14 protein-coding genes are annotated in these 13,950 nt (G+C 62.1%); 1 reads left to right on the top strand and 13 read right to left on the bottom strand.

Translation table 11 applies throughout. The features are described from left to right. From lpxA to rpsB, 13 genes are all read right to left on the bottom strand, one after another. Entirely contained in the window at positions 1-777 is a 777-nt protein-coding gene (gene lpxA, locus AC25MA_RS11755; protein WP_028690667.1) for an acyl-ACP--UDP-N-acetylglucosamine O-acyltransferase, read from the bottom strand. Next, positions 774-1,214: a 3-hydroxyacyl-ACP dehydratase FabZ gene (gene fabZ / locus AC25MA_RS11760; RefSeq protein WP_003252314.1), complete on the bottom strand. Its 441-nt coding sequence runs from the start codon at positions 1,212-1,214 to the stop codon at positions 774-776. The genes lpxA and fabZ overlap by 4 nt, the downstream gene beginning before the upstream one ends. A gap of 112 nt (positions 1,215-1,326) precedes the next feature. Continuing rightward, the gene (lpxD, locus tag AC25MA_RS11765) at positions 1,327-2,382 is read right to left on the bottom strand and encodes a UDP-3-O-(3-hydroxymyristoyl)glucosamine N-acyltransferase (protein WP_028690668.1); all 1,056 of its coding nucleotides are present in this window, start codon (positions 2,380-2,382) and stop codon (positions 1,327-1,329) included. Position 2,383: 1 nt separating this feature from the next. Continuing rightward, on the bottom strand, positions 2,384-2,887 hold the full coding sequence (locus AC25MA_RS11770) for an OmpH/Skp family outer membrane protein (protein WP_028690669.1): 504 nt from the start codon (positions 2,885-2,887) through the stop codon (positions 2,384-2,386). A gap of 44 nt (positions 2,888-2,931) precedes the next feature. After that, on the bottom strand, positions 2,932-5,292 hold the full coding sequence (bamA, locus tag AC25MA_RS11775) for an outer membrane protein assembly factor BamA (protein WP_028690670.1): 2,361 nt from the start codon (positions 5,290-5,292) through the stop codon (positions 2,932-2,934). 76 nt (positions 5,293-5,368) lie between these two features. Next, positions 5,369-6,721: a sigma E protease regulator RseP gene (gene rseP, locus AC25MA_RS11780; protein ID WP_197865754.1), complete on the bottom strand. Its 1,353-nt coding sequence runs from the start codon at positions 6,719-6,721 to the stop codon at positions 5,369-5,371. Between the two features lie 42 nt (positions 6,722-6,763). Beyond that, the gene (gene ispC, locus AC25MA_RS11785) at positions 6,764-7,954 is read right to left on the bottom strand and encodes a 1-deoxy-D-xylulose-5-phosphate reductoisomerase (RefSeq protein ID WP_349738513.1); all 1,191 of its coding nucleotides are present in this window, start codon (positions 7,952-7,954) and stop codon (positions 6,764-6,766) included. Next, positions 7,951-8,766 (bottom strand): phosphatidate cytidylyltransferase, encoded by an 816-nt coding sequence (locus AC25MA_RS11790; RefSeq protein WP_028690673.1) that lies wholly within the window; start codon positions 8,764-8,766, stop codon positions 7,951-7,953. The genes ispC and AC25MA_RS11790 overlap by 4 nt, the downstream gene beginning before the upstream one ends. After that, the gene (gene uppS, locus AC25MA_RS11795; RefSeq protein WP_028690674.1) at positions 8,766-9,521 is read right to left on the bottom strand and encodes a polyprenyl diphosphate synthase; all 756 of its coding nucleotides are present in this window, start codon (positions 9,519-9,521) and stop codon (positions 8,766-8,768) included. The genes AC25MA_RS11790 and uppS overlap by 1 nt, the downstream gene beginning before the upstream one ends. A 19-nt stretch (positions 9,522-9,540) precedes the next feature. After that, positions 9,541-10,098: a ribosome recycling factor gene (frr, locus tag AC25MA_RS11800; RefSeq protein ID WP_028690675.1), complete on the bottom strand. Its 558-nt coding sequence runs from the start codon at positions 10,096-10,098 to the stop codon at positions 9,541-9,543. Next, the gene (gene pyrH / locus AC25MA_RS11805) at positions 10,095-10,838 is read right to left on the bottom strand and encodes a UMP kinase (protein ID WP_028690676.1); all 744 of its coding nucleotides are present in this window, start codon (positions 10,836-10,838) and stop codon (positions 10,095-10,097) included. The genes frr and pyrH overlap by 4 nt, the downstream gene beginning before the upstream one ends. Before the next feature lie 177 nt (positions 10,839-11,015). Next, positions 11,016-11,879 (bottom strand): translation elongation factor Ts, encoded by an 864-nt coding sequence (tsf, locus tag AC25MA_RS11810; RefSeq protein WP_028690677.1) that lies wholly within the window; start codon positions 11,877-11,879, stop codon positions 11,016-11,018. Between the two features lie 185 nt (positions 11,880-12,064). Continuing rightward, the gene (gene rpsB, locus AC25MA_RS11815) at positions 12,065-12,802 is read right to left on the bottom strand and encodes a 30S ribosomal protein S2 (RefSeq protein WP_028690678.1); all 738 of its coding nucleotides are present in this window, start codon (positions 12,800-12,802) and stop codon (positions 12,065-12,067) included. A gap of 348 nt (positions 12,803-13,150) precedes the next feature. Here rpsB and map point away from each other — a divergent pair, with 348 nt between their 5' ends. Then, a complete protein-coding gene (map, locus tag AC25MA_RS11820) occupies positions 13,151-13,933 on the top strand; it encodes a type I methionyl aminopeptidase (RefSeq protein WP_028690679.1) in 783 nt (260 codons plus the stop codon). Positions 13,934-13,950 lie beyond the last annotated feature (17 nt).

Genomic DNA, 13,950 nt, shown 5'->3' on the forward strand with positions numbered 1-13,950 from the left:
TCAGCGGGTGATGCCGCGTGCGGAATTGGCGATCGATTGACGGAACAGATCGACTTCAGGGAACTGCGTGACCAGCTCATCCAGCTCCTTGAGCGCCTCTTCGACGGTCAGGCCCTGGCGGTAGACGATCTTGTAGGCGCGACGCAGGGCGTGCAGCACTTCGTCGCTGAAACCGCGACGACGCAGGCCTTCGAAGTTCATGCTGCGCGCCTCGGCCGGGCTGCCGAACACGGTGACATAGGCCGGTACGTCCTTGCCGATCGCGGTGCCCATGCCGGAAAACGCATGGGCGCCGATATGGCAGTACTGGTGCACCAGCGTGTAACCGGACAGGATGGCCCAGTCGCCGACATGCACATGGCCCGCCAGCGCGGTGTTGTTGACCAGGATGCAGTGGTTGCCGATGACGCTGTCGTGGCCGATGTGGGCATAGGCCATGATCAGGTTGTGATCGCCCAGGGTGGTTTCCGAACGGTCCTGCACGGTGCCGCGGTGGATGGTGACACCCTCGCGGATCACGTTGTGGTCACCGATCACCAGGCGCGTCGGCTCACCCTTGTACTTCAGGTCAGGGGTGTCTTCGCCGATCGAGGAAAACTGATAGATGCGGTTGTGCTTGCCGATACGGGTCGGCCCCTTTAGCACCACATGCGGACCGATGACGGTACCCTCCCCGATTTCCACATCGGGGCCTACGATCGACCAGGGGCCGACCTCGACGCCCTCGGCCAACTTGGCCGAGGGGTCGATGATCGCCCGTGGGTCAATCGAACTCATAGGGAGCGTTCCGCGCAGGTGATCTCGGCCGAGCAGACCGGCTTGCCGTCCACCAGGGCGCGGCACTCGAACTTCCAGATCATGCTCTTGCGGCTGAGGAACTTGGCTTCCAGCACCAGTTGGTCGCCCGGCAGCACCGGCTGGCGGAAACGCAGCTTATCGGAGCCGACGAAGTAGTAGAGGGTGCCGTCCGCCGGCTTGGCGTCGAGCATCTTGAATCCGAGAATCCCGGCCGCCTGGGCCATCGCCTCGATGATCAGCACGCCCGGCATGATCGGATGCGCCGGGAAGTGGCCATTGAAGAACGGCTCGTTGATGCTGACATTCTTGTAGGCACGAATGCTTTGAGCCTCGAAGTCCAGATCCGTCACACGGTCCACGAGCAGGAACGGGTAACGGTGAGGCAGGTATTCGCGAATCTCGTTGATGTCCATCATTTCGGGGGGAAGCCTGTATAAGAATAGGGAGCGCAGGTGCTGACCACACGCTCCTTTTGCAGATCCAAAGAGGAGCCAGCTAGCGACTGTAACGCTCGCTCAGTAAATGGTATCAGCCTTCTGATGTCGGCTGGCCACCTGAGGTCACGGTGTCGACACGCTTTTCCAGCTGCTGGAGACGCTTGGACATCTCGTCCAGCTGGCGAATGCGAGCGGCGCTCTTGCGCCACTCGGCCAAGGGTTGCATGGCCGTACCGGAAGAATAGCCACCCGGCTCGGTAATCGAACGGGTCACCATGGTCATGCCGGAAACGAAGACATTGTCGCAGACGTCGATGTGGCCGACCATCCCGACACCACCGGCAATCATGCAATGCTTGCCGATGCGGGTACTGCCGGAAATCCCGACGCAGGCCGCCATCGCCGTGTGGTCGCCGACCTGCACGTTGTGGGCGATCTGGATCTGGTTGTCGAGCTTGACGCCATCGCCGATGCGGGTGTCCGACAGCGCACCACGGTCTACCGCGGTGTTCACGCCGATCTCCACATCATCACCCAGGGTGACGCCGCCGATCTGCGCGATCTTGCGCCAGATGCCCTTCTCGTTGGCAAAGCCGAAGCCCTCGCCACCGATCACCGCGCCAGACTGGATGACCACGCGCTTACCAATGGTCACGTCGTGATACAGCGTGACACGCGCAGCCAGCCAGCCACCCTCGCCGATGACACAGCGGGCACCGACGAAGCAGTGCGCGCCGACCGTCACATTGGCGCCGATGCACGCGCCGCTTTCGATCACCGCGAACGGGCCGATGCTGGCGCTGGCATCGACCTGGGCATCCTCGGCCACCACGGCGCTGGGATGGATTCCCGCCACAGCCTTGGGCTTCGGATCGAACAAGTGCGAAATGCGCGCATAGGCCAGGTAAGGGTCGGGAACGATCAAGGCGTTGCCGGCAAAACCTTCGGCGTCCTCGGCCTTGAGCAGTACCGCACTGGCCGAGGAATCGTCCAGGAACTTGCGATACTGCTTGTTGGCCAGGAAGCTCAACTGCCCGCAACCGGCCTCCTGCAAGGTGGCCAGCCCGGTGATCTGCAGCGCCTCGGGGCCTCTGAGTTCGGCCCCGAGGGCTTCGGCCAGCTGGCCGAGCGTCATGGTCACAGTCATATCAACGGGCTTGGTTCATGCGCTCGATGACCTGACGGGTGATGTCGTACTGAGGCTTGACATCGATGACCGCGCCACGCTCCAGAACCAGGTCGAAACCGCCCTTCTTGATCACTTCCTCGACAGCACCGTCGAGCTTCGGCTTGAGCTGCTTGAGCATGTCGCGGTCGGCCACGGCCTTGGCTTCGTTGAGTTCCTTGGACTGGAACTGGAAGTCGCGGGCTTTTTGCTTGAACTCGAGCTCCAGGCGTTCACGCTCAGGCTGAGGCATCTTGTCGCCGCCCTTGATCAGGCGGTCCTGGATACCCTTGGCGCTGCTTTCCAGGCCCTTGAGCTTGGTCAGTTGCGGGCCGAACTTCTTCTCGGCGTCCACCGCGTACTTCTTGGCCGCGTCGGATTCCAGCAGAGCCATCTGATAGTTTAGCACGGCAACTTTCATTTCGGCGAAAGCCGGGGTGGCGACCAGCGCCGCGGCTACGAAGGCCAGTTGGGTCAACTTACGCACGATGCACTCCTGGATAATCCGTTGTCGTTATGCAAGGGCCGACCTCAGAAGGTCTGGCCCAGAGAGAATTGGAACACTTGCGTGTCGGCGTCGTCCGGTTTCTTGATCGGCATCGCCAGGCTGAAGCTCAACGGGCCCAGCGCGGTGATCCAGGTCACGCCCAGACCGACCGAGCTGGCCATGTCCGAGAAGCCGACCTTGGTGCAATCGGGCTTCGAGCCGCAGTTGGTGTCGAACACGTTACCCACATCCCAGAACACGGACGTGCGCAGCGAACGCTGATCCTTGACGAACGGCAGCGGGAACAGCAGCTCCACGCCACCTTGGACGAGGACGTTACCACCGAACGGCAGCGGATCCTGGTCCGGGTCGGCGATGGTGCCCTGGTTGCCGGTTACCGCAGCGCCACGGCTCGGAGTACTGCGTGGGCCCAGGGTGCTGTCCTTGAAGCCGCGCACGGAGTTGAAGCCGCCCGCATAGTAGTTTTCATAGAACGGCAGGCCGGAGGTCGAGCCGAAACCATCACCATAGCCCAGTTCGGTGTGCAGGCGCAGGGTGTAGTCGTTATTGATCGGCTTGAACAGCTGGCCACGGTAGTCGAGCTTGTAGAACGACAGGTCGCTGCCCGGCACGGTGGTTTCCAGCGTCAGGCTCTGGGAGTGACCACGGGTAGCCAGCACGCCTTTGTTCAGGGTCGACTCGGACCAGCCGATCGAGGCCTTGAAGTTCAGGAAGTTGTCGCCTTCGTCCTGAAGGAACTTGAAGATCTCATCGACGGTGTAACGGCCGGTCTTGATCTTGTCCTGCTGCACGGTCAGGCCGTAGGTCAGGCGCGAGGTCTCGCTGATCGGGTAGCCGAGGCTGACACCGGCACCGAGGCTGTCCACCGCATAGCTGGCCACGTCGACGTCGAGGTCGTCGTAGTCGGTGCTGCGGTAGAAGGCGTTGTAGCCCAGGCTCACGCCATCGGCGGTGAAGTAGGGATCGACATAGCCGAAGTTGTAGCGGGTCTGGTACTCGGAGCGGGTCAGGCCAATGGAGACCTTGTTACCAGTACCGAGGAAGTTGTTCTGGCTGATCGAGCCGCCCAGGATCAGGCCGGCGCTCTGGGCGAAACCGACGCTGGCAGTGATCGAGCCGGAGGCCTGCTCTTCGACGCTGTAGTTGACGTCGACCTGGTCGTCGGTACCCGGTACCGGCGGCGTCTCGACGTTGACTTCCTTGAAGAAGCCCAGGCGCTCGAGGCGGGTCTTGGACTGGTCGATCAGGTAGGTCGAAGCCCAGCCACCTTCCATCTGACGCATTTCGCGGCGCAGCACTTCGTCTTCGGTCTTGGTGTTGCCGCGATAGTTGATGCGGTTGACGTAGGCACGCTTGCCCGGATCGACGACGAACATGATGTCGACGGTGTGATCCTGGTCGTTCGGCTGCGGCACGCCGTTGACGTTGGCGAAGGTGTAGCCTTCGTTGCCCAGACGACGGGTGATGAGGTCGGAGGTGGTGGTCATCACCTTGCGCGAGAACACCTGGCCCGGCTGCACCAGCAGCAGCGACTTGACCTGGTCTTCCGGCACTTTCAGGTCACCGGACAGCTTCACGTCGCGTACGGTGTACTTCTCGCCCTCGTTGATGTTGACGGTGATGTAGACGTGCTTCTTGTCCGGGGTGATCGACACCTGGGTGGACGCGATGTCCATGTTGATGTAGCCGCGGTCCAGGTAGTAGGAACGCAGCCGCTCCAGGTCACCGGAGAGCTTTTCCCGGGCGTACTTGTCGTCGTTCTTGAAGAACGACAGCCAGTTGGTGGTCTTGAGCTCGAACAACTGGCCGAGGGTCTCGTCGTCGAAGACCGTGTTACCCACCACGTTGATGTGCTGGATCGCGGCCACGGTGCCTTCGTTGATCTTGATCTTCAGGCCGACGCGGTTGCGCGGTTGCGGAACGACCTCGGCGTCGACCTCGGCGGAGTAGCGGCCCTGGGCAACGTACTGGCGCTGCAGTTCGTTACGCACGCCTTCCAGCGTCGCGCGCTGGAAGATTTCACCTTCGGCCAGGCCCGACTGCTTCAGGCCCTTCATCAGGTCTTCGGTGCTGATCGCCTTGTTGCCTTCGATCTCGATGCTCGACACCGAGGGGCGCTCGACCACGTTGATGATCAGGACATTGCCGTCGCGGTTCAGCTGAATGTCCTGGAAGAAGCCGGTCTTGAACAGCGAGCGGGTCGATTCGACCAGACGGCGGTCGTCGACCTGGTCACCGACGTTCAGCGGCAACGCGCCGAACACGCTGCCGGCGGACACCCGCTGCAGGCCGTTGACACGAATATCGGAGATGGTGAAGGACTCGGCGTGAACTTCAGCGATCATCAGTGCGGAGAGCACCGCAGTTAGCAGCAGACGTTTCATGAAGTCCTTTTATTCCAACTGGCAATAAACAACCTGCCGCGACAAGGCGGCAGGTTTTCGCGATTGAGCGAAGCTTTTATAGTCGACCCAGATCGTTGATCAGGGCGAGCAACATCACCCCGACGACCAAACTGATACCGATCTGGACCCCCCAACCTTGCACCCGATCCGAGAGCGGACGACCGCGCGCCCACTCGATCAGGTAGAACAGCAAATGCCCCCCATCCAGTACCGGGATGGGCAGCAGGTTCAGAACCCCCAGGCTTATGCTCAGGTAGGCCAGGAAATTCAGGAAATCCCCAACGCCCGACTGGGCTGAAGCGCCCGCCACTTTAGCAATGGTTATCGGTCCACTCAAGTTTTTTACCGAGAGCTCCCCGAACAGCATTTTCTTCAGCGATTCGAGGGTAAGGACGCTCATGTTCCAGGTGCGGGAAAGTCCCTCGCCCACCGCCTCCAGCGGCCCATAGCTGACTTCGCGGAGCATCTTCGCCGGCCACTCGGCGGCCTTGACCCCGGCGCCCAGATAGCCGCCAGAAGCCTGGCCCTCGCCTTTGCGCGCCAGGGTGACGGCAACCTCGAGTGGCGCGCCGTCACGCTCGATGCGCAGGCTGACCTTTTTCTCGGGACGGGCACGGACTGCGTCGACCACCTGCTGCCAATCGGTCAGCTCCACGCCGTCGAGCGCCAGCAGCTTGTCACCGGTCTTGAGCCCGGCCGCGGCCGCCGGCCCTTTCGGATCGATCTCTGCCAGTACCGGCACCACAGCCGGACGCCATGGGCGCAGGCCTAGGGACTGGATCGGCTCGGGTTCGTCAACGCCCTTGAGCCATTGATTCAGGGAAACATTCAATTGGCGCTCGGCCGTCGCGCCCTCATCGAGCACCCCGATCCGCAACGTGCCGGTCTCGCCTAAACGGCGTACCAGTTGCAGATTGACCGCCGACCAGCCATTGGTCGGTTCGCCATCGATGGAAACGATTTCCTGGCCAACGCTCAGACCGGCGCTGGCCGCCAGGCTGCCAGCCTCGACGCCGCCGATGACCGGACGTACCTGCTGCGAACCCAGCATGGCCACAACCCAGAAGAACAGGATGGCCAGCAGGAAGTTGGCGATGGGACCGGCGGCCACGATGGCAATACGCTGGCGAACCGACTTGCGATTGAACGACTGCTCGACCAGCGCCGGAGGAACCTCGCCCTCGCGCTCGTCGAGCATCTTGACGTAACCGCCCAGCGGAATAGCGGCGACGACGAACTCGGTACCGTGGCGATCATGCCAGCGCACCAGCGGCGTGCCGAAACCCACCGAGAAACGCAGGACCTTGACCCCGCAACGCCGCGCCACCCAGAAGTGGCCAAACTCGTGGAAGGTAACCAGCACACCCAGTGCAATCAGGGTGCCGACAATCATGTAGAGCGCAGTCATGTCCAATCTCCGGGTGACATTCGGCGGAGTCGGCCGCAGGCTTCAGCGGCCGTGGCGTCGCAGCCACTCCCGGGACAGCTCCCGGGCACGCTGGTCGGCGGCGAACACCGCCTCGAGGGTGGGCAATGCCACCACGGGCTCCTGGTCGAGCACCTGTTCGATCATACCCGCGATCTCCGGGAAGCGGATACGCCGCTGGAGAAACGCCTCGACGGCCACTTCGTTGGCGGCGTTGAGCACCGTCGGCGCACTGTTGCCCGCCTCGGCAGCCTGACGCGCCAGGCGCAGGCATGGGAAGCGCTGTTCGTCGGGCGCCTGGAAATCCAGACGGGCGATGGCGAACAAGTCCAGCGGCGCGACGCCCGAATCGATACGCTCTGGCCAGGCCAGGGCGTTGGAGATTGGCGTGCGCATGTCCGGGTTACCCAGCTGGGCAAGCACCGAGCCATCGACGTAATCCACCAGCGAATGGATGACGCTTTGCGGGTGTACCACCACTTCAATTTGGGACGGCTTGGCATCGAACAGCCAGCAGGCCTCGATCAGTTCCAGGCCTTTGTTCAGCATGCTGGCCGAATCGACCGAGATCTTGCGACCCATGGACCAGTTCGGGTGCGCGCAGGCCTGCTCCGGGGTTACATCCAGCAACACTTCGGCAGGGGTTTCGCGGAACGGCCCGCCTGAGGCGGTCAGCAGGATCCGGCGCACACCGACAGCACCGAGGCCACGGGCGTAGTCGCCGGGCATGCACTGGAAGATCGCGTTGTGCTCACTGTCGATCGGCAGCAACACCGAACCGCTGCGGCGCACCGCATCCATGAACAGGGCCCCGGACATCACCAGGGCCTCCTTGTTGGCGAGCAACACCTTCTTGCCCGCCTCGACCGCGGCCAGGGTCGGGCGCAGGCCGGCGGCGCCAACGATGGCCGCCATCACGGTGTCCACCTCTGACGCAGCGGCCACCTGGCACAATCCGGCCTCACCCTCGAGCACCTCGGTGGCGCAGCCCGCCGCGCCCAGCCCCTGACGCAGGCGCGTGGCCGCCTCGGCGCTCGGCACCACGGCAAACGCCGGACGATGACGCTTGCACAGGGTGAGCAGCTCATCGATGCGCGAATAGCCGCTCAGGGCGAACACCTGGTAACGATCAGGGTGCCGGGCAATGACGTCCAGCGTGCTAAGGCCGATGGAGCCAGTGGCTCCCAGCACGGTTATGCGTTGCACAGCACTCACATCACACCCCACTCAGCCGCCCACAACAGCACGGCAAACATCGGAATCGCCGCAGTCAGGCTGTCGATGCGATCGAGCACGCCGCCATGACCCGGCAGCAGATTGCTGCTGTCCTTGATGCCTTCACGGCGCTTGAACATGCTTTCGGTCAAGTCACCGACTACCGAAGACATCACCACCACCCCGGCGCCCAAGAGCCCCAGTAGCACCTGGCCGATACTCCAGTCACGGGCAAAGCCCACGGTCAGGGTGATCAGCAGACTGACCGCAAGACCGCCATAGACGCCCTCCCAGCTCTTGCCCGGGCTGACCTGCGGCGCCAGCTTGCGCTTGCCGAAGGCCCGACCGGAGAAGTAAGCGCCAATATCGGCAGCCCAGACCAGGACCATGACCGACAGGATCAGCCAGTTGCCCAATGGCCAGTGCTTGAGCAGCACCAACCCCTGCCAGGCAGGCAGCAGCACCAGCAGGCCGATCAGCAGGCGACAGGCGGCACTGCTCCACAGCTCGCCGCTGCGCGGGTAGGTCAGCACCAGCCAGGTGGCCAGGGCCCACCAGATCACCGATGCACCCAGCACCCAAGGCGCGAGGTCGGGCATCAGGTAGAGCAGCATCAAGCCACCGGCCACCACGGCGGCGTAGGCAATGCGCAGCGGCTGCGCCACCAGGCCGGCCAGACGCGCCCACTCCCAGGCGCCGAGCGTTACCACGCAGCCGATGAACAGGGCGAAATCCCCACCGTTGAGCAGGAAGAAACCACCCAACGCGATCGGCAGCAGGATCAGCGCGGTAATGATGCGTTGTTTAAGCATTAAGCACGGGCTCCGGCTTCGACCTGCTCGCTGGTCTTACCGAAGCGTCGCTGGCGTGAAGCGAAATCGGCCAGCGCGTTGCGCATGGCCTCGTGTTTGAAGTCCGGCCAATAAAGGTCGGAGAAGTACAGCTCGGCGTAGGCCAGCTGCCACAACAGGAAGTTGCTGATGCGGTGCTCGCCACCGGTTCGGATGCACAGGTCGGGCAACGGCAGGTCACCGGTAGCCAGGCAGGTCTGCAGCAGATCCGGGGTGATGTCCTCGGGGCGAAGATGACCGGCCTGGACTTCTCGCGCCAGGCGTTGCGCGGCCTGGGCGATGTCCCATTGGCCGCCATAGTTGGCGGCGATCTGCAGGATGAAACGGTTGCTACCCACCGTCGCCGCTTCGGCTTCGCGCATCGCCGCCTGGAGCTCAGGGTGGAAGCGCGAGCGATCACCGATGATGCGCAGGCTGATGTTATTGTCGTTCAGGCGCTTGGCCTCCCGACGCAATGCCGAGAAGAACAGCTCCATCAGCGCACCGACCTCCTCGGCCGGACGCTGCCAGTTTTCGCTGGAGAAGGCGAAGAGCGTGAGCACCTCGACCTTGGCCTCGGCGCAGACTTCGATCACCGCGCGAACGGCATCCACGCCGGCCTTGTGGCCGGCGACGCCGGGCAGAAGACGCTTCTTCGCCCAGCGGTTGTTGCCGTCCATGATGATCGCGACGTGACGCGGCACCGAGCCCGGTGCCGCTGACTTGGTCTTTTCCATTAAGAGAGCAACCCTGGCCTCAAACGGCCATCAGGTCCTTTTCCTTGGCCTTGAAGGCAGCATCGACCTCAGCAACGAACTTGTCGGTCAGCTTCTGGATCTCGTCAGCCGCGCGGCGCTCTTCGTCTTCGCTGATTTCCTTGTCCTTGGTCAGCTTCTTCAGATCGGCGAGGGCATCGCGACGCACGTTGCGCACTGCAACCTTGGCGTCCTCGGCAACGCCGCTGGCCTGCTTGGTGTAGCCCTTGCGGGTTTCTTCGGTCAGGGCCGGCATCGGCACACGAATGGTGGTGCCGGCGCTGGACGGGTTCAGGCCCAGGTCGGAGGTCAGGATGGCCTTTTCGATGGCGGCGCTGAGGTTCTTGTCGTGGGCGACGATCTTCAGGGTACGGGCGTCCTCGACGGTGATCGCGGCTACCTGGTTCAGCGGCATGTCGCTGCCCCAGGCCGGCACCTTGACGCTATCCAGGATGCTCGGGTGGGCGCGACCGGTGCGGATCGCCGCCAGGTTGCGGGCCAAGGCCTCGAGGGACTTGCCCATGCGCTCCTGGGCGTCTTTCTTGATGTCGTTGATCATTTTTGAACTTCCTCGATCAGAGTTCCTTCCGCACCACCATGCACAATATTGAGCAGGGCGCCGGGCTTGTTCATGTTGAAGACGCGCAGCGGCATCTTGTGATCGCGGCAAAGGCAGATTGCCGTCAGGTCCATTACGCCCAGCTTGCGATCCAGCACTTCATCGTAGGACAGATGATCGAACTTCTCGGCATGCGGGTCCTTGAATGGATCTGCAGTGTATACACCATCGACCTTGGTTGCCTTCAATACCACGTCGGCATCGATTTCGATGGCGCGCAGGCAAGCCGCGGAGTCGGTGGTGAAGAACGGGTTGCCGGTACCGGCAGCGAAGATTACGACTTCCTTGGAATTCAGGTGGCGCATGGCCTTGCGGCGATCGTAGTGATCGGTCACACCCACCATGGAGATAGCCGACATGACGATGGCGGTGATGTTCGCCCGCTCCAGCGCGTCGCGCATGGCCAGGCCGTTCATCACGGTGGCCAGCATGCCCATGTGGTCGCCGGTAACGCGGTCCATGCCGGCCGCACTGAGCGCCGCGCCACGGAACAGGTTGCCGCCACCGATCACCAGGCCGACCTGAACGCCGATGCCGACCAGCTGGCCGACTTCCAGCGCCATGCGATCCAGGACCTTGGGGTCGATCCCGAACTCTTCCGAGCCCATCAGGGCCTCGCCGCTAAGTTTGAGTAGAATGCGTTTATAGCGAGCCTGATGACCACTGCCCTGCTGAGCCATTGCGAATCTCTCCTGCGGCGTTTGTAAAAATCTGGCGGGCTGTTTCAGCCTGCGCGTAACTCTAGCGTGACGCACTTGATGCGTCAGCGAGCAACGGTCTCGTGAACCGCTCCCGCTTTGACAAAGAGGCTGCGCGCGTAAGCGGGCAGCCTCTTCGGGGCGACAGACGAATCCGTCTTACTGCTTGGCGGCAGCTACCTGGGCGGCAACTTCGGCAGCGAAGTCGTCAACCGGCTTCTCGATGCCTTCGCCGACCTTGAAGTAGGTGAAGGAAACGATTTCAGCACCGGCTTTCTTGGCCAGCGCGCCAACTTTGACTTCCGGATCCATGACGAAGGCTTGCTCTTTCAGCGAGGCTTCGGCTTTGAACTTGGAAATACGACCGTTGATCATGTTCTCAACGATGTTCTCCGGCTTGCCGGCGATCTTGTCGGCATTCAGCTGCAGGAAGACGTTCTTCTCGCGCTCGATGGCCTCGGCGGAGATTTCCGACGCGTCCAGGAACTCTGGGTTCGAGGCTGCAACGTGCATGGCGATGTTCTTGGCCAGGTCGACGTCGCCGCCTTTCAGGACAACAACGGCACCGATCTTGTTGCCGTGCAGGTAAGCGCCGACAACGTCGCCCTCAACGCGCACCAGGCGACGGATGTTGACGTTCTCGCCGCACTTGGCAACCAGGGCTTCACGAGCGGCTTCACGCGAGGCGATCAGCGGAGCTGCGTCGGTCAGCTTCTGAGCGAAGGCTTCTTCGAGGCTTTCGGCAACGAAGTTCTTGAAGTCGTCCTGCAGGGCCAGGAAGTCGGTCTGCGAGTTCACTTCCAGCAGAACGGCGGATTTACCGTCGGTCTTGACCGCGATAGCGCCTTCAGCAGCGACGTTGCCAGCCTTTTTGGCGGCCTTGATGGCGCCCGAGGCACGCATGTCGTCAATGGCTTTTTCGATGTCGCCGCCGGCCTTTTCCAGGGCCTTCTTGCAATCCATCATGCCTTCGCCGGTACGCTCGCGCAGTTCTTTGACCAGCGCCGCAGTAATTGCTGCCATTTCAAAATCCTCTTGGAAAGTTTTTCAACCATTCCACCCGCTCGTCACGGGCGTTAAATTCTGCAAATCGCTGCCTTTATATCAGCTCGCCCATGATGCAAGGCCGTTGCTGACAGCAGGATTTCAAGGTGGCAAAAAGGGGGCCAAGCCCCCTTTTTGCGTGCCAAGTCGACGCCAGGCGTCAATTACTCGGCAGCAGGTGCAGCCGCTTCTTCAGCGTAGACTTCAGTGCCGCCGGCAACGTTGTTGCGACCGCGGATGACGGCGTCAGCCATCGAAGTCATGTACAGCTCGATGGCGCGGATGGCGTCATCGTTACCTGGGATGATGTAGTCAACACCTTCCGGGCTGCTGTTGGTATCGACAACGCCGATGACCGGGATGCCCAGCTTGTTGGCTTCGGTGATGGCAATGCGCTCGTGGTCGACGTCGATCACGAACAGGGCATCAGGCAGGCCGCCCATGTCCTTGATACCACCCAGGCTGCGATCCAGCTTTTCCAGATCGCGCGAACGCATCAGGGCTTCTTTCTTGGTCAGCTTGGCAAAGGTGCCGTCTTCGGCCTGGGTTTCCAGGTCGCGCAGACGCTTGATCGAGGCGCGAATGGTCTTGTAGTTGGTCAGCATGCCGCCCAACCAACGGTGATCAACGTATGGCGAACCGCAACGAGCAGCTTGCTCGGCGACGATCTTGCCGGCGGAACGCTTGGTGCCGACGAACATGATCTTGTTCTTGCCCTGGGCCAGGCGCTCTACGAAGGACAGAGCTTCGTTGAACATTGGCAGGGTTTTTTCCAGGTTGATGATATGGATCTTGTTACGCGCGCCGAAAATGTACTTGCCCATTTTCGGGTTCCAGTAACGGGTCTGGTGGCCGAAGTGCACACCGGCCTTCAGCATATCGCGCATGTTGACTTGGGACATGATAGTTCCTTGATAAGTCGGGTTGGGCCTCCACGTATCCCAATGACCAACCCGTGTTTCCAGGGAAACCGGGCACCCAGGCCATCGTGTCGACACGTGTGTGGGTTTGAGCTGACGGAGGACATCCCCCGAAAGCGGCGCATTTTATACCACAGGCCGAGCGCGAACGGAACCCGGATCATGCTTCGTCCGTCAGCGGCTTTTGCAGGCCCCGCGCTTTGCGGCCAGAATGCCTTCAATAGACCTCCGGATCCACGGGACTCTCCCGACAGATCGCCGCCGCGCTCTGGTAGAATCCGGTCTTTCCCGTTTGTTCGCGCCACACAGGGCGCCGTAGAGAGCCTGTTCATGACCGTCACCATCAAGACCGCAGAAGACATCGAGAAGATGCGCATCGCTGGCCGCCTGGCCGCCGAAGTGCTGGAAATGATCGAGGAGCACGTCAAGCCCGGCGTCACCACCGAGGAACTCGACCGCCTGTGCCACGACTATATCGTCAACGTCCAGCAGGCGATCCCCGCGCCTCTCAACTACAAGGGTTTCCCCAAGTCGATCTGCACCTCGATCAACCATGTGGTCTGCCACGGCATTCCCAATGACAAGGCGCTAAAGGACGGCGACACCATCAACATCGACGTGACCGTGATCAAGGACGGCTATCACGGCGACACCAGCCGCATGTTCCATGTCGGCACCGTCGCGCCATGGGCCGAGCGCCTGTCCAAGGTCACTCAGGAGTGCCTGTACAAGGCCATCGAGCTGGTCAAGCCCGGCTGCCGTCTTGGCGACATTGGCGAGGTGATCCAGAAGCACGCCGAGAAGAACGGTTTTTCGGTGGTTCGCGAGTTCTGCGGTCACGGCATCGGCAAGGTGTTCCACGAAGAGCCGCAGATCCTCCATTACGGCCGCGCCGGCACTGGCATGGAGCTCAAGGAAGGCATGACCTTCACGATCGAGCCGATGATCAACCAGGGCAAGGCCGACACCAAGGTGCTTGGCGACGGCTGGACCGCCATCACCAAGGACCGCAAGCTCTCGGCCCAGTGGGAACACACCCTGGTAGTGACCGCCAACGGCTACGAGATCTTCACCCTGCGCAAGGACGACACCATTGCGCGCACCTCGGCCTGACACTGACTAACAGGAAC

It is taken from the genome of Pseudomonas sp. P65(2024), assembly GCF_057480955.1.